The sequence below is a fragment of the Sporosarcina sp. resist genome, assembly GCF_014302295.1.
Lineage (GTDB): Bacteria > Bacillota > Bacilli > Bacillales_A > Planococcaceae > Sporosarcina > Sporosarcina psychrophila.
Genome location: NZ_CP060287.1, coordinates 1,054,989 through 1,078,204, shown reverse-complemented (window position 1 = coordinate 1,078,204; position 23,216 = coordinate 1,054,989). Strand labels below are relative to the sequence as shown.

The window sequence follows — 23,216 nt, the reverse complement described above, 5'->3', positions numbered from 1 at the left end:
ACTACTCTTTTGGCGTTGTGATGGGCAAAGTGACAATGAAAATTGTTCCTCGGTCGGGTTCACTTTCCACTTGGATGTCACCTTGATGAAGCGATACGATTTGTTTAACAATAGCAAGCCCCAGTCCGCTACCTTCATATTTACGACTGTGGGAACGATCAGCCTTAAAAAAACGCTCGAATATACGCTTCTGATCCTCTAGGGAAATACCAATGCCAACGTCGGATATTCGAACTGTTACGTTTTTCATATCTTCTTTGATGCTGACGTTAATAACGCCGCCATCCTCGGAAAACTTGATGCTATTGCCGAGGATGTTTGTCCAGACCTGGTTTAATTGATCATGATCTGCAAGTAAGCTAACAGTCTTCAAATCGAGATTGAAACGGATGTTGCGGGCTGACCATTGCGGCTGAATAGCGACGACAACTCTTCTAATCTGTTCATCAAGGCTGAACGCGACCAGCTGTAGTTGCTGTGACCGCGATTCAAGCAAACTCAACTTGAGCAGGCCATCGCTCATCTTGGACATCCGATCTGCTTCAGCGATGATAATATCAAGATAATGGCCTCGTTTGTTATCTGTGATGTCTACTTGCTTGAGGGCTAAAGCATAACCGGATATCGAGGTGAGCGGCGACTGAACTTCGTGCGACACATTCGATACGAATTCCCTACGCATCTGCTCCAGTTGCTGCAAATCGTGCATCATTCCTTCGAAGCTGCGAGCCAAAGTACCTAGCTCACCTTTTTGCTTAATATTCAGTTTGACGTTGAAGTCTCCAGCTGCTATACGCCTAGTCGCTTTAGTCAGTTTCTTGATTGGTCTTACTAGGAATATAGAGGCAACCAGAATAAATAAGCTTCCTGTAATCAACGAATAGGTCACAAAAGTCAATCCCCACTTTACAACAAAAGAGGTAGAAGGAGGAGCGAGTGTTTCAAAAAATATTGCTTTCGTTCCCATTTCCGTTTTCAACGGCAACCCTAAGAGAACCGTACCAATCCCATTCGGAGTATCTTGAACAACTCCTCCATTTACTACTTTCTTTAGTTGTTCCATCGTCACAGTGCTAGGTTTGTGTCCGTTGAGTTTTCCGTAAGACTGGGACTGACCCGCTGCTTCGTAAATTCGAATATGATAGGAATCAAGCTGCTTCATTTCACTTACGAACGAGTCCGCTTCATGTAACGGAATGGTCTTGTAAATCAGAACAATGTCTTGACCAAAATTACGTATGTTGATTTGAGCGTTTTCGTTCAATTTTTCTTCGAATATCCAAGTTGACACAAAAAAAGAAATGATTGTGCCTCCAATCACTGAGACTAGAAATATCAAAACGACGCGTATATATAAGGAGCTGATCATTCGTATACCTCAAGCCGGTAACCAAGCCCACGAACTGTCTCAATCCGAAAACCGGATGTGGTTGCGAATCGTTCGCGTAAGCGTTTAATATGTACGTCTATCGTTCGATCATCTCCAGCATAATCAATCCCCCAAATTTGATCAATCAACTGCTCGCGCGTATAGACTTGGCCAGGTGTTTCAGCGAGCTTATAAAGTAGTTCGAACTCCTTAAGCGGTAATGAGAGCGACTCCTCCCCTCTTATCACCTTATAAGTCTGCCGATCAAGAATGATATTGCCGAACTGGATTGTCTGAGTGTATCTAATCCGGTATCGTTTCAGTAGTGCGTTAACACGAGCCGTCAACTCCAACGGATCGAATGGTTTCGTCAAATAATCATCCGCCCCGAGTTCAAACCCTTTCACTTTTTCCCATGTTTCGCCCTTCGCAGTCAGCATAAGTATCGGAAGATCAGGATTGGCCCTTCTGAGCTTTTTGCATAACGTCCAACCATCCATATTCGGCATCATAATATCAAGCACGACAAGATCGACATGCTTCGCGGCATAGACGGTCAGTGCTTCCTTACCGTCCGTGGCTTCGACTGTATCGAATCCGTCATTGCGTAGAAATAAACAGACAAGTTCGCGAATGTTCGCATCGTCATCAGCAACCAGTATAGTAGACATCCGTTCCCTCTTTTCCCGTTTTCCATCCCACATAGTGTACCCATTATACAATAAATAAAATTGAATTTCCCCTATCCTTCCTATAATAAGGGACAGGAATATCATTACATGCACCCTGATTTGCTTACCCGATTACCGAAACGCTGAACTTCCCTCAACTAATGTGAAGCCTAATATAAGTAAGATAATCGCTGTATCCGTTCACGATTAAACAAATGAGCATTATATAATTAGAAGTTCTTTTAAATCTTTTCACCATAATCATACAATAAACTTGCTAGTAGCAGTATTTTTTTGGGGGGTATTTTGACAATGACACTATTGTCATACTTTAAACTAATTACAGGACTCAGGATTCGAAGTACTTCAATATCCGGTTTTTATTAGAATATAACGTAGCAATTCTTAATTATTGAAAAGTCAAGTGCATTTTTTGGCGTTGAGCCGAAATATTGTATAAAAATCGAGCTGGACATAATCGAGTAGGAGGGAGTGATTAACTCCCGACCTCTCACACCACCAGAATTGGAAGAAACCCAAAACCAAAGTGAAGAATCTTATTCGATTAGGCATTGCAGACCCATCAGTCGGTCGTGGTTCACCTTATCGAAGAATTTCTCCAAGTCCATATCTACCGTCCAACGATATCCTGCTCTTATATATCCTTTTGCCTTTCTTACCGCGTCATGTGCACTTCGATTTGCTCGAAAGCCATAACTATGGTCTGAAAAGCTTGGATCATATAGTTGAGATAGCACTTTCGCAATTGCTTGTTGAATCAAACGGTCTGTTACAGTTGGGATACCTAATAAACGCATTCCGCTGTCAGGTTTCGGGATTTCGATTCTGCGGACTGGTTGCGGTTCATAAGTTCCATTTCGAATTTGCTCCTGAAAGGTTGTCCTGTTTTCGAGGATGTGCTGACGTAAGGTTTGTACGGGCATCAGGTCTACTCCGTGGCTCCCTCTATTCTTCTCCACACGTTTAAGTGCTTGAAGCATATTCTCCCGTGACAAGATTTGATTCATAAGCATCTTTATTTCTTCCTTCCGTGAATAACTGTTCTCTTTATGCCCGAGTTTACTCCACCCTGAGGATCCTCATGGAATTCACCATTACTTTCTCTCAAGTGAGGTCATTTGTTTTCTGTGGTCATTGTAAACTTCGGAATGCCAAGGGCTATTCTCTCATTAATCGTTCAGTCCTTCCCAATTGTTCTAGACCAATCGGTACTATGACCTCTGCTGACTTCTGACCGCCATCACTGGATAGGTTACCAAGTGTACTTGGCGTATCAGTCAGACCTCCCCAGGTAAGAACGTAATCTTTCCCTCCACCTATCTGCTTCATTTACTCCGTACAACCTTCGGTAGAAAGGGCTTTGTTTTGTTTGGAAAACTCACCCAATTGTACTTAACCTTATATGAAGTTCGTATTCCTCAGACCGGAGGTTTGCCGCCCGCTTCCTTCAGATTCCACGTCGCCATGGACACCCTTGCGTTAAGCTAACTGTTACTTCTACCTTCACAGTTCGAGACTTCCACCCTATAGATTACGTCCATGCTGGACACACCAAAAAAGAGTGAACCAAAAATTGGTTCACTCTTTTTACATCATTAAGGCTGTTGCTTGATAATAAAACCCTCACGTTTTGGTGTCAATTTCCAAGAGTTTCGACACCTTAAACAGATGAAAAAGTCTCCCTTTCTAAATAAGAGGGAGACTTTTCGCGAATGTAACATATTTATATTATGTTACATTCGAAAGGGGGTTTCGTAGAAAGTGATTAAACCTTTGAATTATCGCACCATAAGAAGAATAAAAAAGCCCCTAAACCTTAGGGATTTGTCTACAGTCTACATCTCCCTCCTTCTTCAGGAGGGAGATACGGAAACGTATTATTTCATTTCTAGGTACTGTTTTTGAAACATACACATTCTTAGGGCGTTATGATAGCTACCTTCCACAAAGAACTCATCCTGCAACTCTCCTTCAACCAAATTGTTTAAATTGGTATCTTGCCTGTTTTCTTATCTCGGCTTCGGCTAGCCCGGTGAATTTCGAAAGGGCAATCTTATGTAATTATATCAAGGCTTGTTTGCCGATTTCACTCTGCGAAAGTTGAGTTATGAGTAAAAGCCGTAATTATCCTAAGCCTCTCATTATAGCATGGGCTCACACACAATGAAAATACCCCCAAGATAGGGAATGGGCTTGTATTAATCATTTATAATCCCAATGACCTTTCCAATTGTAATAAAAGTGAAACACCATAAAAAAGAACCGATTGCAGTGAATGTAATAAATGTTTTTAATTCCATTTTGCCGATTCCTGCAAAACAACAGATTATTTGTCTAAAACCAGGAATGAAGTATCCGAAAACAATTGAATACTCACCGTATTTCTTCATCCACCTTTCTACTTTCATTATTCTCTTCTCTTTCAGCCCTATCCACTTTCCATATTTGACTATTAAAGGACGACCAGCTTTTCTTCCGATTAGATAACTGATCATCACCCCTATAAGTGCTCCTGCAAAGCTAATAAAAATAGCAAGTTTATAATCTAGCGCATGAATACTTGTTAAATAACCAACAATCACCAATAGGACTTCATCTGGTATCGGAATACCAACGATTCCAAGAACCAACATTATAAAAATTGCTAGATACCCATAAGATGCAATTAATTCCTGAATTATTTCCATGTGCTCTCCTCTGAATCTTCAACCACCAATTTTTTAAAGTGTAGAAACTTAATTTTGCTCACCATCAAATAAGAAAGTCCACATATGCCTATTACTAATACGAGTGAGTTATTCATGAAACTTAATAGAACAAGACAGATTCCTGCAAATGGAATCGGCATTCCAATGAACGTCGGAGACTTGCTTTGATGAACATTAAATCTGGCAAGACGAATCACTCCACAAATGCTGTATGCCAGCGTACACAAAATCCCAATAAACGGAATGTTATGCAACGTTACACTGTAAGCGAGCATAGATGGAGCCACACCAAACGTTATCAAATCTGCAAAAGAATCAAGTTCCTTGCCAATATCCGAAACGGCATTTAGCTTACGTGCGACCATGCCGTCGAAAAAGTCGAGAAACATTCCAACAAAAATGAAGAACGCCGCTGCATAGATATCATGAAAAAACAAAGAGCAAATTGCAAGAATCCCGCAAATAAAGTTTCCGATTGTAATCATACTGGGTATATTCTTCACAGTAATAATATACCTCCAATTTAATTTGTGTTTTGTATAAATAAACGTTTCAATTTTTCAAGGAAACGAATGCCTAACATAATAGCTGCAATTACAATAACGCCAATAATAATCTTCCCAATGTGTTGTCCCATCATATTAATGATATGATGCAACTTTTCACCTAACAAGTAACCACCTATTAAGAAGAAAGATACCCAAAACAAAGCACCTGAATAAATGATTATTGCAAAACGGCGAAATGATAAGTTGATTATTCCTGCAAAGTATCCAGTAAAATGACGTACACCTGGAATGAAGAGTCCAATGAAAAGCAGGAAGTATCCATATTTTTCAAACCATTTTTTTGTTAAATCAATCTTTTTTTGTGTCAAAAACACATATTTTCCATACTTTTGTATAAAGGGCATGCCAAGTTTATTACCTAAAAAGCACTGAATCGTTATCCCTACACTTGTTCCAATAAACGCCAACAAAATTAATACCAGTAAGTTTAAGTCTCCCGTATGTACTAAATATCCTGCATAAATTAATGTTGGCTCCCCTGGAAATGGAAGAGTTATGTATTCTAACATCAATCCAATTAATACAACATAGTATCCATACTGTTGAAATAATTCATTAATCCATTCCAAGTGCAGGAATGCACCCGATTGCGGAATAAAAAATTGAAGGTGCAGATAAAAACCAAACCCTATTAGTCGATTTGCTTTTCCTCCACAATTATACTTCCATTAGTAGAAATCAACTTTATTTGGTTTTCCCCGTTTCCAGAAACAGCATATCTACTTGAGCTATCGAAAATTTTAACACTGCCATTTTTAACATCTGCATCAATTGTAGCATTCTTTGGTTTTTCCCTCGTTTGAATATTGATACGTCCATTACTTGTTTCAAATTCTATGGGATTATCTAAGTGATTTGTCACAAGTGAGATTCTTCCATTGTTCACCTTAGCAATAATATGAGCATCAATATCCTTTAAAACAATTTCCCCATTATCAGACTTTATTGTGGCAATAGAAGCCTTGACATTTTCAAGATAACTTGACCCATTGTCCGTTTTTGCTATGATCGTATCGCCTTCAACATTCCTCATTTTAATTTTTCCGTTATCTGTTTCTACATGTATTTCCTTTGCCTGGATATCACCTGCTATAATTTGTCCGTTGTCACTTTTTATCTGTAAGGATTCATATATGTTTTCTGGCACATATACTTTTAACGATAATGATGATGGAAAGAAATTAATCAAACTTCGTTGTTCATGTTTTACACCGATAGAAAGTATAGAGCCCTCAACATCAATGGATAAGTGATAATTCGAGGCATCTCCAACTTTACCCGTTACATCTATTTTAGCAATTGCATCAGTGGTTGGTAAAATTTCAACCCCAGCATTATCCGTTTTAATATCGATATGGCTGAACTGTTCACTAATAACCCGTTCAGATGATATTGATTTTGATTGGATCATGGGCTTAATTGTTAGGACACTTCCGATAATACCAATTATAAGTAGCATTAAAGCAACGATTGAGGCTTTTTTTATCTTACTCATGATTTAATCCTCCTTTAACAAGTTTTACATTGAATCTTAAATATCGAACAAAACCTTGCGTTAATGTACGGGTTGCGAAGTACATCCCGATTGCGATAAAAAACCCAATTCCACAGGTTACCATTGAAATGAATAGGTTAAAAAGCTCAAATGTTTCTGGAGATATAACGAAATTAACCAAGATCATTAAAGGAGAAGCAATAAATGCAATTCCCGAAATCCAACCTGCGATAATTACAGCGGTTAGCGCAATAAATGGCCCAAGCACTATTACTAGGTTAAAAAATCCTAATCCAATAGTGGCCCATACTGCTCGCATAATATTTCCCATCGTTGCTGTTCCTTCCACTCTTTCAAGATGATACGATGCAGCCATTTCTTTTGCTATCTGATGTGGGGAACCAAGTAAATCTGAGATTTGTTCTTCTGTTTTCCCTTCGTGTAAACCAATGGTAAAATGCTCCTCAAAATCTTGTAGAATATCTTGACGTTCGTTTGAAGGGAGTTTTTTTAACGAAGAATCTAAACTGGATAAAAATTGTCTTTTATTCAAAATTAACACCTTCTTTTATTATTTGATTTACTCCATTGGAGAATTCCTTCCATTCTTGGAGCAGTTTGTGGAGAAATAATCTTCCATTATCCGTTAGCTTGTAGTATTTACGGGGCGGTCCTTCTGATGATTCCTTTAAATACGTAGTAAAGTAGCCTTCTTTTGTTAACCGCCTTAATAGGGGATATACAGAGCCTTCAGAGATGTCAATTTGCTCCGAGACTTTTTGAACGAGTTCATATCCGTAACTATCTTGCTTATCTAATAAAACCAGTACACAAAGTTCTAAAACACCCTTTTTAAACTGTACGTTCATTATTTATTCCTACCTCCTCCACCACATTATTCACTACTGCACATTATCCAGTACCTTTATGTAATTAATAATATCACATAGTATTAACCAATGCAAGGTACTAAAATAACTCTCAGCGAGTTAACTAACCACTAGTTAACCTGATCGTAATTTTGTCGATAAATGCCCGAATTCTTCCTAAGGTGATCCCGCGAATTTGGCCCGTTTGTTGAAGATTATAAATCTACCCAGTCATAGTGTTTTTCATAAAGTGGACGTAATTTTTCAACTGTCCGTGCGATTACCTCACATCCACGGTACGGGGGTTGGAAGAACAAAGGAGTGTGAAAACAATCTCTCGTATCAACTCCTTAAATTCCTTCCGCTTTGCTTCAGTCAGACATTTACCGTTGACACTTTCCCTATATCCACTGCCAAGCCATAATAAAAAAACAGGGACCTTTGCGCTTTTTCACAAAGGTCCCTGTTTTTTACATACTAAACGTTATATATATTTTATTAAAATATATATTACTAATCTCGCCTACTTGATAATAAGCAACGTTATCGCAATCAACATACCTATTAAAAGAAACACCATTCCTCCAATAGGATACCCGTTAGTATAGTTAAAGATGATAAATCCAATACTCGAGATTAACAAAACAGTACAATATACAAAATAAAAAATCTTCTTTTTTTTACTCATCTCTAACATCAACAAACAAATCCTCTACGAACTGAATTTCCATTGAGACCATCCCTAGAAACATTGGCTTTATGATTCGTATTAAAATATGTAACCATTGACACAAGTGTTCCAACTGCAGGTATAGATTTACCAAGTTTCTTGAGAACTGACTTTAAAGTAGCTAATGTCACATTACCATTTCCAATAGCCTTTGTTAGTTCTCCAAGCGCTTGAGCTCCTCCGACAAAAGGTATAAGTTGTATTTCTTGAGCTACTAAACTATCGACAAGCCTCGTACTGCGCAAGTATTTGGTAATCGTCCGATAGACTATGCTGATGAGCTGATTGAAAATTTACCGCAGGAGAAAAAACGTAGTGTTGCACTATTTGTTCTGTCTCAGATATTGGGTTTGGCCGGCTGGTTCAGTATAACCTATGGAATTATCTTTGGACTTCTATCACTTTTTACAGAGGTAGATTCTACCGTTTCTCTTGGAAATTTGTTAACTCTGCTAGTTGTAACAATGGGTTTAACTTTTTTCGGTATTATAATCATCTTTAAAATGATCCGAGCAACGTTATTTAAGCCGAAGAAAAAGAAGCGTAATGCATATTGGCAAGGTGGGGTTTTCGGAGTTGTTACATTCGGTGTTATTTTTTCAACAATCTGGCTGGTACCTGACTTTGGCTCTGACATCAGCTTGGAATGGTGGGTTTATGCTCTAAGCGGCTTACTTTTCTTTACTGCTTCAAAAGCAATCAGTCGTTCAACGAGAGATTAATTATTAAGGTTATTTTGTATTTACTTGAAGTTATTTTAAGGCTGCATAAGTTAATACTTATGCTAAAATCACAGTTTACCATTGGATTTTACAACATAAAGTTGGACTCTTTTTCTTATTTTTCGTGTTATGCCCCAAAATAGAAAACGGTATACAAGTGCAATAAGAAAAAACATATAAACAAATTCAAAAATGGAGAAGTGTTCATATTCGATTAAATATGAATTAATAAAAATTAATATTAAAGACAATAGCTCTATTACAGAGTCTTTAAATCCGATTTTTTCGTACAAGTACTTAGCCTTTTTTAAATTAAAGATATCTTGTTTTTCTTCGCTTAAAAATCCTTTTACAAGACCTAAACCTATTATAAAAACTCCCATAGCAAGTTCATAAGATATATCCAAAACCTGCGTTATTACGCAATAAATTATGGTGAATAAAAGTAAATACACTTTACCATTCTCCTTGCTATTTAATTTTTACAAGTGTACCATAAATTTACATCATGATGTATGTGCTTCCATTGTTAAAAAAATAACTAGGAGGGTTCGTATGTTTAAAAGATTTTTCACTGTATTAAGCATTGTTGCCATTGCCTTTAGTTTTTCTTTTCCAATGAACAGTCATGCTAGTGGAGTTAGTTATGGTGAAAGTAAAAACTCCATTGATTGGAAATTTGCCACGGATGATATTAATGTAGATAAAAACCAAATTCAGATGGCAGAAAAACTATCCGACTACTTTGAAAAAGACGTAAACGGAAATGTTATTTTTACTGCCGATAAAGAAACTCTTATGGAAATGGGAATTTCAGAAAGTGATGCTGAACTAATAACTTCAATTAGTTCAAGTGATTTAACTTTTAACGAAAACGAAGGAGAACAACAACTTCAAGGTTTTGTAGGTTTACACCTCAAATTAGGTCCAAAAGTTAGAGCAATGAATGCTGTAGTAGCGGGTCCATTTGCAGGAGGGTACGTTGGTTGGCACGTGAAACAGATTGCCGCTGCGGGCCCCTGGGGTATGGGCGCAGCTGCTGCTATCACTGCCTCAACGGCTGGTGTAGTTGGATGGGCAGTCAATCAGGGCCTAAGACAAGTTAATGTAGGAGTGAATATCCCCTTTGCAAGTCTTTCTTTTACTGTAAACATCCCGTAAGTAGTTATTAGTGAATGCCTTAAGGTTCCCTTAAGGCATTTTTTTATCCTATACAGTTCACACGTTAAGAATCATTCGGATGGATGCCCTTAAAGATCCAGGGCTTGAACAGCTACATCCATATCGTCCTGTGTGATGCCTATATACCGTAACGTAACACCCTCGGAACTATGGTTAAATATCTTCATCAAGAGCGTAATATTGGTTCCTCTCTTTATCTGATGGTAGCCGAACGTTTTTAGGGAATGCGTCCCGATGTTTTCAAGACCTAACTCTTTCGCTGCATCACTTATAATTGTCTAGGTTTGGACCCAGCTAATCGCTTGATTCGTACCTTTACGGCTCCTGAATAAACAGGCTTCCGGATCCCCCTCGTAATGCTGATCAGCATACGCCTCGATCGCTTTTTTGACCCCTTTAGAAAGGGCGACCTTAATTTCCTTCCCGGTTTTTTGTTCAATCAAGTGCGCACGCACGTTGTTTATAGGATCCAGTACATGTTTAAATTGCACCCTAATTAAATCAGAAATGCGATAGGGTGAATTGATGCCAATCTCGAAAACGTATCAAAAAGTTTGATACAATTACGTAGATAAGTTGGATTTTGATAATTCGAAAATCGGTCGTTTTTGTGGAATAACATCTGTAAATTAATGAGGTGGCAGAAAATGAGTAATCTATTTTTACTGGTGATTATAATTCTGTTTTTATCTATTAAGATTTTTAAGAAGAAGCGCCCAAATAATGGATTCGTGGCACAACTAGGAATGGCTATATTGGTGGCTGCGATAATAATAAACGCCCTTATGACACATAATGGGTCAAAGCTTTTAAAGTATATAATTGTAATCCTCGGGAAAATAACAATTATTGGTATCGTGATTGATGTAGTGATTTCCAAGAAGAAACAAACCAAATCATAAGCTGTTGTATTCAAGATGAGAATTAATTTGCTTCAATAATATAGGGAATTAGATGTTTTGCATCACGGTCAACACCACATATCAAGGCTGACCCACGTTGATACTGCCAAGGTAAACCTATAAAATAAAGACCTTTAATCGGACTTATACCTCTTTCCTGAACAGGTTTTCCATTTGATGAAGTAACACCATCTATACGAATCCAATCATAGGAAGGAATAAAACCGGTTGACCATACAATATTTTCGAATGAATGTACGCTATTATCTTCAAACAGAACTTCATTTCCCTCGACCCTTACTACCTTTGGCTTTACATTAACTTTACGTTCAGTTATTAATGTTTTTAATTTGTATCCAAAGATAGGATCACTTTGTTTCCTAAACCAACTTCCTTTTTTTGTATTGACTCCAGCATACAATAGTCCAAAAAGTTCTAACCAGTAAAATATGCTTTTTCCTAAAAAACGAAGTGGCAAAAACTTAAATGGATGACTTACAGCTAAGGTTACATTTCTCTCTTGTGCTAATTCAACTGCAATTTGTGCCCCTGAATTCCCCCCCCCCACCACTAATACCGAACCTTTTAGAATTTGCTTAGGGGAAAAATACGAGGAAGAATGAATTTGAAATGGCTTTTCCCTTTTATCTAGTATAACTGGTGGAACAAAAGGTTTTTGAAACGCACCTGATGCAATCACAACTTGATTTGCTTCAATGATTCCTTGATTTGTTTCTACCTTGAACGTTTCACGGTTCTTTTTCATATTAATTACGCTGGTATTGAGTTTCACAGGTAAACCAAAATGAGTGGCGTAGTGCTCTAAATAATCGGCCATTTCATCTTTTGTAGGAAATCCATTTGATGAACCATTCATTTGTAACTTTGGTAGAGAACTGTACTTTCTAGAGGTAAATAATTCTAATGAATCGTATCGTTGTCTCCATGAATCTCCAATTCTTACGTTAGAGTCTAATAGAATAAATGAAAGCCCTTCTTGCTTTAAATAGGACCCCATAGCAATCCCTGCTTGCCCTGCTCCAACTATAACTACATCATAATAGTCCATTTATTTACCCTCCTCGATTTAGTCTCTAAACTCTTCATTCAAACAGTCATTTGTATGTTAGTATATAAAAGTTCATTCAAACAATCAATAAGTTTGGATGAACAGCTTTTTTCTATCTATATCTTTATTTTACTAACCTGCGGGTTAGTTGAAGAAGAAAATCGATTTAGCAAAACGAGATCCGCAACACATTTAATGTTGAACGTGAATGTATGCTGCATGCATATCGGGTTAACATAACGCTTGTTCACGGAAGTAGTTAACTCCATTACTCAATAAGAAACATACTAAGATCAGTAGTGCAGACCAAGGCATTGGTTAGCACTACTATTTTTTTATATAGTAGAGGTGAAGAATAGGTCGTGGCAGCTTTGGGGTCTTGAATCCGTATAAAAAACCGACCTACTTCACTCCCCTTATTTGAATCAGGTTTAAGTATGTTGGATCCATCGAGATCGTGTATAAGAAATGGGAATCGATAAGGTGAAGGTGAGGTCTTTAAAACACACAAGGAGGGTGAATATGAAACACGTCATCGCATTTGATGTCAGTATGGGAAAGAGCTATATGGTCGTTTATAACGCGCTGAAGAAGTGTGAGTTGGAGAAAGAAATCGAGCACAATCGTCCCGAGTTCATCGAACTCAAAGTTTTGATCGATGACTTAATTGACGGATATGGAGAGCATCCTCACATCGTATTTGAAGCGTCAGGTGTCTACTCAAGGCCTCTGGAACGTTTTATGATAGAGAACAAATACAGGTATTGTCTTTTAAATCCCTTGGAAGCAAAACTCCAATGCGATTCTTTGCGTATGCACAAAACGGATCGAAGTGATGCACATCAATTGGCACTCACACACTTTACGACCGAAAGACGGATTGAAACAGTGTCGGATGATGTTTACAGACAACTGAAACGAATGTCTAGGCATTACAGTGAATTGGACGATGAATTGAGCGTCGCCCGGAGCCGAATGCATAAGGTCATTCAGGAAACCTTTCCTGAGCTCGAGAAGATATTCACAACCAAATCCGAGCTATTCCTGAACGTAGTACAATTATATCCGCATCCAGATCTTGTCATAAATCAATCAAAGACGGTCATTAAAAATCGGATACTTGCCAATACAAATAAACGATTGTCCGTTAAAAAAGCGGAGGAAAAGGCAGTTGAACTACTCGAGGCAGCAAAACAATCTTACCCAGCTGTGTTTTGCAAGATAAAAGTGCAGAAGATTGCAAAGGAAAATACACAAGCCTGCCAGCCTTCAAATCAGTATTTATTTCTGACGTGATAAAGCGTTTGTTACTCTAAAACTATCTCCTGTAAAATTCAAAATATGAGCATGATGTATCACTCGATCTACCAATGCAGCAGTCAATCTAGAATCGCTAAAAACACGATTCCATTGGCTAAATTCTAAATTTGAAGTGATAATTAAACTTTTCTGTTCGTACCAATCCGAGATGAGCTGAAAGAGGAGCTCTGCTCCCTCTTTATTGAATGGAACGTAACCCATTTCATCCAATATAATTAAATCCACATTTTTAAAGCGGCATCTAAACTGAGATAGCTTGCCATCTCGCCATGCTCTTTCGAGCGCTTCTCCCAAGTCCGAAACTCTATAAAAGCGAACCTCTAAACCTTGCTTACAGGCCTCATATCCAATACCGGTCGCTAAATGAGACTTTCCAGTTCCAGGAGCACCGGTTAAAATTAAATTTTCATTACGGCCTATAAAATTTAGTGTACATAGCTCATGCGAGTCAATGTGAGCGGGGAAATGAATCTGTTCTTTCCATTGAAATGATGAAAGTGACTTCTTTTGATGAAATTTCGCCTGCTTTATTAATCGTTCGACTTTCGTTTCTTCTCGCAGCTGAAGCTCTTTTTGAAATAAATCTTCTAGAAATTGAGCTGGATTTTCATATGATATACCAGAATAAATATCGTTGACATGAGCTAAACGTAAAGTTTTACACATAGTATCTAAATTTGTAGTCAACGAACCTCACCTTCAATCTCTGGTGCTTTCTGAAGCTGATCATACTTGTTCCAATCAACGTCATAAGGGTGTGCTTCCGGGTCTTTTAAAGCGTCTGTTTGTCCATTCAATAGCTCATAAAACTCATTATTGATTTCATTCATATCATGAGTGGCTAGTAGTGCTAGTACCCAATTTATGCGTTCCTTACGAATCGAAAGATTCGAGATATTAAAGTATTCATATACTCGACCTGGAAGATAAGTTGAAAAACGAGAATAGGGTACTGAACGCGGCTTACTTAACCACGCTTTTAAGATGGATTTCCACGGAATCTCACGATTCTTGTGCATATACGGACGATTATCTTCATACAAGACTTCTCCATGGGGAGATAGTACCTTGAATCGATTCCAATATTTTACGACAGATAAACCTGTATAATTGTAAGCTTTCGGAACATAGACTTTTACTTTGTCTAAAGTGATTTCTCCATATTTATTTGCTTTCACTTTTTCTTCTTTGAAAACAGGATACTCTTCTTCAGGTAACTCCAAAAGATATTGATGCTCTTCCTCCAATAGCTCTTGTAACGGTACTTGTTTTTTATAGTGTATGCGTTGACGATCCGTTGTAAGCTGTTGTTCAAGTAGCCGGGTTAGATATTCCAAATCCTCTATGACGGGTGCTGGAGTTATGAAATTATATCGAACGTAGCCGACTTTATTTTCTACACTTCCTTTTTCGTTGCCGGAATAAGGATTACAGGCTTGGGGTTCAAATCCATAATGATTCGAAAAGTGAAGAAATTCATCTGTGAATACAGCCTCCTCATTTCTGTTCCTTGGTTTAATGACGGCTGTTTTCATGTTATCAATACGGATTTTCTTAGGAATCCCTGCTAGTTGTTTGAATATCATTTTCATGCCATGTAAAAGACACTCTTGATTTTCCGCCGGTAATGGAATTACATAAGCAGCGTTGCTAAAGGGAAGTGACATGACTAGGCAATGGATGTCTTTATATTTTCCATCTTGAACAGCTTGCATCAATCCAAAATCTAATTGTGCCTCAGCGGGAGGGTGGATTAAGCGCTCGTAGTTTTTATCTTTAGTCTCATCTTCAACATCTTCTCTTCCTTCGCGCCATTCTTTAATAAAATATGAGACAGTCCGGTAGGACCCCCTAAACCCCATTTCTTGTAAGGCAGAAAAGATTCCTTTGTTATTCCTTCTTTCTTTTCTTTTGAGCTTTTGATCTTCCCAAAGCCAATCTCCAACAATTTCTCCCCATTTTTGTTCATACATCATTCCTGACTTTTTTCTTTCTATTTCTACAGGCAAATCATCTTCATCTGCATACTTTTTAGCAGTTCTCCAATTGATTCCAAGAGTTTTTGATATGTGATTAATAGATAATGATTTCTGATTCCTCATTAATTTGATACAATTAATTTCAGGCATTGCCAGCATTCCTTTCAACCTCCACTGATTTGATTCGACACCAATACAGTAGAGAAATTTTGGAAGGCTGGCAAGCCTTTTTTTGTTGAAACTTGTGTTGCAACGTTATGTACTTTTCCTTTGCAATTCTATGTACTTCTATTTTGCACTACACACCAGCCGCCTCTTCAACTGATGTACTGTGTGATCAAGTACGTGTATATGCAAAACGATATCAAGAGCTCCTTCTTCAGAAGAATCAATGCATCGACAAAATGGAGTCCCTTGCCGAGGCACTTAAAGAATATGAAATTTTACGTAGTCTCCCTGCTATTGGAGCGAACACGGCCGTCCGAATCATAGCGGAAATTGGCGACATTCGTAGGTTTGACAACAACAGACAGCTAAATGCATATGCAGGTATCGATATTAGACGATACCAATCAGGGAAATTTTTAGCGAGAGATAAAATCAATAAACGTGGGAATAAGCACTTGCGTAAAATCATGTATCTAAACGTTCAGAACATGATTAAACAGCGACGATTCGGTGGAAATCATATCGTGGAGTATTACGATAAATTAAAAGCGCAACCCTACAATAAATGTCATAAGGTTGCCTCCATCGCATGCGTGAACAAGTTGTTAAAGACGATTTTCTTTCTTGTAACACATAATCAAAACTACGACTACAGGTTAGCCCCCTAGTATAGCCGTAGCATCATTTTAACATATTCAAGCCTTGTGAAAAAACGAAAAGTCATTAGGCTTATTTGGTGTGGATCAACAATCAAAATCCTCATAATGCATGAATGTTCATGAAAAAATTTCTTCAGAGGAAATGAGAAAAGTTATCTAAGATACTTGACTAATCGTAAGAAAAGCGGCCCTTCCACAATAATCTGTGAGGACCGCTTTTTACTCTGTACTTACTTAACCATTCTGCAAACAACTACAAATACAAAGAACATCTATAGACGATCTCCAGTTGTTCAACTAAAGCAACCGTTAGTTGAATAAGGGATTATTAATATTAAATAGTCAAATCACCTTCAAATACTGTCACTACTTTTCCTGATAGTAAAACTTTATCATCTATAACTTTAACTTTTAAAATGCCCCCTCTATCGGAAGCTTGGTAAGCAGTAAACTCACTTTTTTGTAATTTCCCCTTCCAATATGGACCTAAACAACAATGTGCTGAACCAGTCACATAATCCTCATTAAGACCTTGAGCTGGGGAAAAGAAACGTGAAACAAAGTCATATTCATTTGAACTTGAATGACTTGTAACAATAACTCCACGGGCTGGTAATTGGGCAATCAGGTCTATCCTTGGTTTTAAATCCCTTATAATAGCTTCTGATTTTACTTCCACTAAATAATCTAATTGGTTTTTTCCAACATATGTAGGTTCAACACCTAAAGCCTCAATCAATAAATCAGGAGCAATCGACTTCTCTTCAAGAATCGAAGGAAACTCTAATTGAACCCATTCATCTACAAATCGTGATTTGAGAATACCATTTTTTGTATAAAAATTAATGGTTTTTTCTTTTTCCACGTACCCGTTTTTCCATAAAAAGAAGGAACTTGCTAGTGTTCCGTGTCCACAAATAGGTATTTCTGTAGAAGGAGTGAACCAGCGTAAATGGTATTCATTATTATTGCGATTAATAAAAGCAGTAACCGGTAAATTAATTTCTTTTGCAACATTCTGCATCCAATTTCTAGCTTTTTCCTCACTTAACAAACACACAGCGGCAGGATTTCCTTTAAAAGCTTTTTCTGTAAACGTATTAAAGCTAGATAATTTCATTTTGACTCCTCCGTTTGGTTTAACCTTTTCTTCCTAATAATTCTTACCCCGTTAGTTGAATAAGAACAATGCTCTATATCTTTTTTCGTCATTATTCATACCAATACCTCTTTAATTCGACAAATAAAAAAGACCGTCGATAGACGATTTTCCGTTGTTACAATAAAGCCCCCGTTAGCCATCCATGCAGCAAAAAAAGCCACCATAGAGAGATTAATCCTACTATGGAAAAAAATGATGAATTATTCTTAATCTATATTTTTCAAAACCAACATTTCAATAAAGCACTTTAGTTGTTACTTATTTTTATAATAATTATTCTTAATAAGAATAGTTATTTAGAAGGGGTGATAGGATGAGCAAGAACTTTATTATATTTGGAGCAAGCCATGGGCTAGGCGATGCATTTGTAAAAGGCTTACCCACTAAGGGAGATACAGTATGGGTGGTGTCACGCACACGACCAAGTAGTTTAGATATAAATGATGGCGTAAATCGTAAATGGCTTACAATTGATTTATCTAGTCAACAACAAATTCCTTCTTTAAAAGAAACATTAAACGACATTCCTATTGATGTATTAATTTATAATGTCGGAGTATGGGAAAAGCGTGGTTTTGAAGATGACTATACGTTTGATAAGGATGAAGTTGGGGAAATTTCGAACATAATTAATATTAATTTAACTTCGACTATCACTTATATTCAGGCGCTTTTACCTAATTTAAGACAAGCGAAAAACGGAAAAATTATATTAATGGGTTCAACAGCAGGTTTAGATAATACGAATAATGCACAAGTTTCATTTGTCACATCTAAATTTGGCTTACGTGGTATTACAAATGCTTTACGCGAGCATACGAGAAAAGATAGGATCTCTGTAACGTGTATTAATCCAGGAGAGCTTGCTGCTGAAATACCTTATGAAGAAGGTGTAGAAAAGGCAATTATGATGTATCAAGGTACACGTATTCCTGTACAAGACATTGTAGCTATTGTCCATTGCGTTATTAATTTATCGCCTGTTTCATGTGTAAAGGAAATAAATATTCCTGCCATAACAGACTTAAATGCATGATTGTATAGCATATGAGTAGAGTCTTTCCATATATTATTAATTAATCATTCGGTACTACATACAGCTCCCATTTTGATCAATCATGGACACCGTTGCGTTAACGCTAGTGGGCACCCAAATTATTATTAATTCTTTTTGAATTTTGCTACTACCAACAGCAACAAGGGAAGTAAAACACCAAAGGTAGCACCAAAAGGGAGCCAAGCGCCTTTATTATATTCCATTGAGTGAACAATGTTAGGATGTACAATGACAGATAGTGCAACGACAATCAGTCCCAAAGGTAGCGTAAGCGGTCGATAATCTTTTATGCTTACTAGTTGGGCAAATCCTACTACAGTTGCATAGAAATAGAGAATTAGCTTGAAGAAAAGTGTGACGATCCATATGAATGCCACAATCATTTCTAGTCTTTGTATAAAATTTCCGATTTCGATTCTTTTTGCTAAAGTAAAGGTAGGATGCATTAATTGAGAAGTGTCCTTCTCACCTAAAACCAAGATAGTAAGTAAAGTAAAGATAATTATAATGATTCCAGCTATCAATGTTCCTTTAAAAAAAGCTTTCTTTGCAAGTAGTAGGTTATTCACAGTATTGGGGAAAATCATTAATAGTACAATTGGAGAAAATGAAAAAAAACTTACAAACAGGAGGATACTGTATATCATCGGTTTCGGCTTTGTTTCTAAAATGGGCTGAACATTTTGAATCTCGATATTCGGAGAAAGGAGGAGGACAGTTAAAATGAATAGTAAAATAAAAAAAGGGAAAATGATTTCCGCAAAACGAGCAATGGTTTCCAACCCGTAACGCACACCAATAATGACAACGCTGAAAAATAGCAGATGGAAAGCTATCAGGGGTGTCTCTGGCATGATTTGTATTTTCATGAAAGAACCCATAAAATAGAGCAATTCTGAGGAGACGACTAATGTAAAGAATAGAAAAACAGTCGTAACAATTTTTCCAACCCATTTGCCAAATACTTTCTCATTCATCCCGACAAGAGTCATTGACGGTTCAATACTTCCCACTGCATTGTATAATAATACTAACAATAGGCTGATACCTACACCAAGAATAGCGGTAATCCATGCATCTTGTTTTGTTACTTGGGCTAAAATTCCTGGTATAAGTAAAATAGAAGAGCCTGTTAAGAATAAAATGATTAAGATTGTGAATTGACGAACACTTATTTTTATGGTTTCCATTGTTTACCTACCTCTTTTAGGCTACTGTACTTTGTGAAAGATTAATTTATTTAAAAGTCGTTTGGAACCAGACTGTAATGGGTTTATAAACGAATTCAATCCAGTCAATTGGATTTGGAACGGCTACGTTAAAACTCAGTGCAAAACTGAGGCCTGTCCCGAAAAAGAGGAGAACCGAGAACACACGGAAATCCTTCATACTTTCCTTCTTTAATAAAGCAGGAGCTTCAGTTATGAAAGTTCCTGCGACCGCGATGACTATCCCTAAGATCATCCACATAGTGTTTACTCCTTCTGCTTTTTTGTTATTGTGTTAACAATGGTACCCAACCCTTTTGTTTTCACATCAACTTTTACATGTACTTCAAGTTCCGAGAAAATATTCTCCCAGTCCTTCTCTAACTTCTTCCAAGCTTTTGGATCTGCACGATGAATCGCTTCACCGAACCCAAACACATCGGCTTCATATTTGTTTTGAATAGTATCAAGCGTATTTGTAACAATTCCTTTAAGTGTTTTGCTCGATATTTTATCTAACTCGGCAATCGTTTTTTCCTTTCCTAAATTAATAGGGCAATCCACTTCTGCTACATTTTGATTTGAATGGATTTCTAGTTCAATACTAGGCTTTCCTTTAACCATTTTCCCGTTCACTTTTGTTTTAGAATCCATCACTTCTGTAGTTATAGTTCCTTCTTCGGGACATGCAATAATGGTCGCCGTGCTTTTAACCATGTCTTTAATGTAGCTATAGCCCTTACTTTCCTCTTCGTTCAATAAGCCAACCATTTTTTCGTTTTTGAATACGGCCATACCTGGGTAGTGCAAATAAGCGGCAGGACGAGTCTTCTCCACATTGGCATTGCTTGCACCTTCTTCGGGGTTTCCCATAATACGAATCGTTGTTAAAACAGTATTCTTTCCTTTTCCCTCAAGATCTTTGAGTAAATCATCAAATTTGGTGGGAGTAGAGGTTGCAAATACTTCTGATGAATTTTTAAGGGAATTGTACATTTTATTTGCTGGAATTTTCTCGAGTGGCGACAAGATACTCAGTATGTCTTTTGCCGGTGCTTGATCGGACACGGCGACGAGAAAGTTTCCCCGTATTTCTTGGTCTCTTGCGAATAAGTCTAATGTTTGAGCAATTCCCTCCTCGGCTAATTCTTCGCCTAGAATCATCATCCCAAGATGAGATAAGTAAGGCTTTCTTGGAGTTATTGTTGACAACTTTCGGATTGCGTCAAACACGGACCCTCCTTTTGCATGATAAAGGACAACTGGCGTACGCCCTCCATTCGATTTATTTGAAGCAATTTCACTCGGATTCACGATTTGGACCGTGACTTCATATTCTTCTTCGACTTTATCGATTCCGACAGCGACGACAATTGCAAATTCATTTAGTTCTTTCTTGCTCCAGCAACCAGTCATTAAAAGAGTTATGACAATGAGTACACATGAATAGAGCATCACCCGTTTCACATTTACAACCCCTTTCAAAAGTTCGTTTCTTACCCCTCTGGCTTCAGTTTCTGAGTAAGCTCATCTTTTATCCGAATCGGGTTTTTCTTATTGATGAGACGTGGACGTGATAGTAAAGCCCATCTAGGAAATCTAAGAATTGCATCCTTCTGATCCGCGGGATTAAAAGGCCCAAAAGGACTCATATACGGAACTCCGAACGTTCGAAGGCTGCATACGTGAAGAATTAGAGCGAAAAGTCCGACAATAATCCCGAATAAACCGAATGTGGCGGCTAGTACAATCATAGGGAACCGAAGAATACGGAATGCACTAGACATACCATAAGCAGGGAAAACAAAACCACTAATCGCTGTTAAGGAAACAACGATAACCATTACAGCAGAAACGAATCCTGCCTCCACTGCCGCCTGACCAATAACCAATGTTCCAACGACCGATAACGCAGTTCCAATCGTTCTTGGCATGCGAAGTCCTGCTTCCCGTAAAATCTCAAATGCCAATTCCATTAGTAACGCTTCCACGAAGGCCGGGAACGGAACACCTTCCCGCTGTGCAGCAATATTTATAAACATCGATGTGGGAAGCATATGGGCATGGAACGTTGTAATGGCGACATATAAGGACGGTCCAAGCAAAGAAAAAAAGATGCCAATATACCGAATGACCCGCACAAGACTGCTAATATCTGACCGCTGATAGTAATCCTCAGCTGAATGCATGAACGAAATAAACAGAGCCGGGACGATAAGAACAAAGGGAGTTCCATCTATAAGGATAGCCACCTTTCCTTCCATCAGTTCCGCGGCGATGACATCCGGACGTTCGCTATTGTACACCGTAGGGAAAGGCGTAAACGTATCATCTTGGATTAGCTCTTCTATATACCCACTTTCCAGTATGCCATCGATATCAATCTGCTTTAGCCTTGTGCGAACTTCAGTGACAATATCTTCATTGACGATTCCATTGATATACATCATTGAAACGTCTGTTTGCGTGATCCGTCCAATTTGCATTGTTTCAAGCCAGAGATTCGAATCTTTAATTTTGCGTCGAATGAGTGCGGTGTTCGTACGTAAACTTTCTGAGAAAGCTTCACGCGGACCACGAACAACCGTCTCTGCTGTTGCTTCGGTAACCCCGCGATCCTTCCAACCTTTGGTACTTGCCGCAATCCCTTCAATATGTCCGTCCACTAGAATAACCGTATCACCAGATAAAACGGAGTGGTACAACGTTCTATAGTCTAAAACATCACTAACACCAGCAATCGTTAAGGTGTATTTTTTAATAATCTGAACAGCATCCCGAGATGATTGAATCTCTTTATCTAAACGGGTTCCTTTAATATCGAACATCAACGACTCCATGATGAAGTCCGTGATGGCCTTTTGATCTGCCAAGCCATCAGTATAAATAAGTCCGATTGACAAATTACCCGATCTCCCTATACACACTTCCCTAATTACAATATCCGTACTATTTCCAAGCGTCTCTTTAATTTGTTTAATATTTTTTTGAAGACTTGTACTTAGGGGTATCTCGGACTCATCTAACTTTGGGTTTGTGTCTTTTTCAAAAGATTCTTTCAGCCCATTTGATGCCCACTTTTCAAAAAAGTTCATCAATTCTTCCCCTCGCATATATAACTTGTTTCCTTAGTATGTCCGATGGGGATCACGATTAAACATGAAGAGATTACCGTGAATAAACTGCCACGAAATTAAGTGATTCTGCTACGAAAAATTAGTCTGTTTAGATTTTTTATTGACTTTTAACAACAATTGAATGATGCAATTGGGTAATCCGCTTCGAATTCAGGATTGTTAAATACCGGAACATTTGTATGATACCAGAATAGTAAAGTCCGAGGCTCGTGGTATTAA

The 23,216-nt window shown here is 37.8% G+C and carries 23 protein-coding genes and 4 pseudogenes; 6 read left to right on the top strand and 21 right to left on the bottom strand.

Features of this window, described 5'->3' with window-relative positions; all coding sequences use genetic code 11:
- Position 1: 1 nt before the first annotated feature.
- From H7992_RS05345 to H7992_RS25020, 12 genes and pseudogenes are all read right to left on the bottom strand, one after another.
- A complete protein-coding gene (locus tag H7992_RS05345) occupies positions 2-1,369 on the bottom strand; it encodes a sensor histidine kinase (RefSeq protein WP_187046876.1) in 1,368 nt (455 codons plus the stop codon).
- A complete protein-coding gene (locus H7992_RS05340) occupies positions 1,366-2,040 on the bottom strand; it encodes a response regulator transcription factor (protein WP_187046875.1) in 675 nt (224 codons plus the stop codon). The genes H7992_RS05345 and H7992_RS05340 overlap by 4 nt, the downstream gene beginning before the upstream one ends.
- 575 nt (positions 2,041-2,615) lie before the next feature.
- Positions 2,616-3,074, bottom strand: a pseudogene (locus tag H7992_RS05335) (reverse transcriptase domain-containing protein); the annotation flags it as partial.
- Between the two features lie 145 nt (positions 3,075-3,219).
- Positions 3,220-3,390 carry a hypothetical protein gene (locus H7992_RS05330; RefSeq protein ID WP_187048041.1) on the bottom strand — a complete coding sequence of 57 codons (171 nt, stop codon included), beginning with the start codon at positions 3,388-3,390 and terminating at the stop codon, positions 3,220-3,222.
- Between the two features lie 548 nt (positions 3,391-3,938).
- Positions 3,939-4,040: pseudogene (locus H7992_RS24620) on the bottom strand (spermidine acetyltransferase); the annotation flags it as partial.
- A 219-nt stretch (positions 4,041-4,259) separates the two neighbouring features.
- A complete protein-coding gene (locus H7992_RS05325) occupies positions 4,260-4,748 on the bottom strand; it encodes a DedA family protein (RefSeq protein WP_187046874.1) in 489 nt (162 codons plus the stop codon).
- Positions 4,739-5,272, bottom strand: a complete 534-nt coding sequence (gene pssA / locus H7992_RS05320) for a CDP-diacylglycerol--serine O-phosphatidyltransferase (RefSeq protein ID WP_187046873.1) — start codon at positions 5,270-5,272, stop codon at positions 4,739-4,741. The genes H7992_RS05325 and pssA overlap by 10 nt, the downstream gene beginning before the upstream one ends.
- Before the next feature lie 20 nt (positions 5,273-5,292).
- Complete coding sequence (locus H7992_RS05315; RefSeq protein ID WP_187046872.1) at positions 5,293-5,907, bottom strand: DedA family protein; 615 nt, start codon at positions 5,905-5,907, stop codon at positions 5,293-5,295.
- 62 nt (positions 5,908-5,969) lie between these two features.
- On the bottom strand, positions 5,970-6,833 hold the full coding sequence (locus H7992_RS05310) for a DUF4097 family beta strand repeat-containing protein (protein WP_187046871.1): 864 nt from the start codon (positions 6,831-6,833) through the stop codon (positions 5,970-5,972).
- Positions 6,826-7,386 carry a DUF1700 domain-containing protein gene (locus H7992_RS05305; protein WP_187046870.1) on the bottom strand — a complete coding sequence of 187 codons (561 nt, stop codon included), beginning with the start codon at positions 7,384-7,386 and terminating at the stop codon, positions 6,826-6,828. The genes H7992_RS05310 and H7992_RS05305 overlap by 8 nt, the downstream gene beginning before the upstream one ends.
- Positions 7,379-7,702, bottom strand: a complete 324-nt coding sequence (locus H7992_RS05300; RefSeq protein WP_187046869.1) for a PadR family transcriptional regulator — start codon at positions 7,700-7,702, stop codon at positions 7,379-7,381. The genes H7992_RS05305 and H7992_RS05300 overlap by 8 nt, the downstream gene beginning before the upstream one ends.
- Positions 7,703-7,917: 215 nt before the next feature.
- Complete coding sequence (locus H7992_RS25020) at positions 7,918-8,019, bottom strand: DUF3885 domain-containing protein (protein WP_187046868.1); 102 nt, start codon at positions 8,017-8,019, stop codon at positions 7,918-7,920.
- A gap of 877 nt (positions 8,020-8,896) precedes the next feature.
- On the opposite strand from H7992_RS25020, the gene H7992_RS24490 reads away from it, so the two are divergent.
- Positions 8,897-9,154 (top strand): hypothetical protein, encoded by a 258-nt coding sequence (locus H7992_RS24490; protein WP_222618004.1) that lies wholly within the window; start codon positions 8,897-8,899, stop codon positions 9,152-9,154.
- A gap of 68 nt (positions 9,155-9,222) precedes the next feature.
- Here the strand turns inward: H7992_RS24490 and H7992_RS05285 are convergent, their stop codons facing one another.
- Positions 9,223-9,609: a hypothetical protein gene (locus H7992_RS05285; RefSeq protein WP_187046867.1), complete on the bottom strand. Its 387-nt coding sequence runs from the start codon at positions 9,607-9,609 to the stop codon at positions 9,223-9,225.
- Positions 9,610-9,709: 100 nt separating this feature from the next.
- Between H7992_RS05285 and H7992_RS05280 the strand changes: the two genes are divergently transcribed.
- Both H7992_RS05280 and H7992_RS05275 read left to right on the top strand, forming a co-directional pair.
- Entirely contained in the window at positions 9,710-10,315 is a 606-nt protein-coding gene (locus tag H7992_RS05280; RefSeq protein WP_187046866.1) for a hypothetical protein, read from the top strand.
- A gap of 668 nt (positions 10,316-10,983) precedes the next feature.
- Positions 10,984-11,238 (top strand): DUF2545 family protein, encoded by a 255-nt coding sequence (locus H7992_RS05275; RefSeq protein WP_187046865.1) that lies wholly within the window; start codon positions 10,984-10,986, stop codon positions 11,236-11,238.
- Between the two features lie 22 nt (positions 11,239-11,260).
- Here the strand turns inward: H7992_RS05275 and H7992_RS05270 are convergent, their stop codons facing one another.
- A complete protein-coding gene (locus H7992_RS05270; RefSeq protein WP_187046864.1) occupies positions 11,261-12,307 on the bottom strand; it encodes a flavin-containing monooxygenase in 1,047 nt (348 codons plus the stop codon).
- Positions 12,308-12,829: 522 nt separating this feature from the next.
- On the opposite strand from H7992_RS05270, the pseudogene H7992_RS05265 reads away from it, so the two are divergent.
- Positions 12,830-13,519 (top strand): annotated as a pseudogene (locus H7992_RS05265) (transposase); the annotation flags it as partial.
- 69 nt (positions 13,520-13,588) lie between these two features.
- Here the strand turns inward: H7992_RS05265 and istB are convergent.
- A complete protein-coding gene (istB, locus tag H7992_RS05260; RefSeq protein WP_255428599.1) occupies positions 13,589-14,314 on the bottom strand; it encodes an IS21-like element helper ATPase IstB in 726 nt (241 codons plus the stop codon).
- On the bottom strand, positions 14,311-15,765 hold the full coding sequence (gene istA, locus H7992_RS05255; protein WP_187046863.1) for an IS21 family transposase: 1,455 nt from the start codon (positions 15,763-15,765) through the stop codon (positions 14,311-14,313). The genes istB and istA overlap by 4 nt, the downstream gene beginning before the upstream one ends.
- Positions 15,766-15,911: 146 nt before the next feature.
- Between istA and H7992_RS05250 the strand changes: the two are divergent.
- Positions 15,912-16,442 (top strand): annotated as a pseudogene (locus H7992_RS05250) (transposase); the annotation flags it as partial.
- 325 nt (positions 16,443-16,767) lie between these two features.
- On the opposite strand, the gene H7992_RS05245 reads toward H7992_RS05250, so the two are convergent.
- On the bottom strand, positions 16,768-17,553 hold the full coding sequence (locus tag H7992_RS05245; protein WP_187046862.1) for a PhzF family phenazine biosynthesis protein: 786 nt from the start codon (positions 17,551-17,553) through the stop codon (positions 16,768-16,770).
- A gap of 355 nt (positions 17,554-17,908) precedes the next feature.
- On the opposite strand from H7992_RS05245, the gene H7992_RS05240 reads away from it, so the two are divergent.
- Positions 17,909-18,631 (top strand): SDR family NAD(P)-dependent oxidoreductase, encoded by a 723-nt coding sequence (locus tag H7992_RS05240; protein WP_187046861.1) that lies wholly within the window; start codon positions 17,909-17,911, stop codon positions 18,629-18,631.
- A 125-nt stretch (positions 18,632-18,756) separates the two neighbouring features.
- Here H7992_RS05240 and H7992_RS05235 read toward each other — a convergent pair whose 3' ends face one another.
- From H7992_RS05235 to H7992_RS05220, 4 genes are read right to left on the bottom strand one after another with little or no spacing between them, the layout of a single operon-like run.
- Positions 18,757-19,842, bottom strand: a complete 1,086-nt coding sequence (locus H7992_RS05235; RefSeq protein WP_187046860.1) for a GerAB/ArcD/ProY family transporter — start codon at positions 19,840-19,842, stop codon at positions 18,757-18,759.
- Between the two features lie 46 nt (positions 19,843-19,888).
- Positions 19,889-20,122, bottom strand: a complete 234-nt coding sequence (locus tag H7992_RS05230) for a hypothetical protein (protein ID WP_187046859.1) — start codon at positions 20,120-20,122, stop codon at positions 19,889-19,891.
- 5 nt (positions 20,123-20,127) lie between these two features.
- The gene (locus tag H7992_RS05225; RefSeq protein WP_187046858.1) at positions 20,128-21,327 is read right to left on the bottom strand and encodes a Ger(x)C family spore germination protein; all 1,200 of its coding nucleotides are present in this window, start codon (positions 21,325-21,327) and stop codon (positions 20,128-20,130) included.
- Positions 21,328-21,356: 29 nt separating this feature from the next.
- Complete coding sequence (locus H7992_RS05220) at positions 21,357-22,955, bottom strand: spore germination protein (RefSeq protein ID WP_187046857.1); 1,599 nt, start codon at positions 22,953-22,955, stop codon at positions 21,357-21,359.
- Positions 22,956-23,216 lie beyond the last annotated feature (261 nt).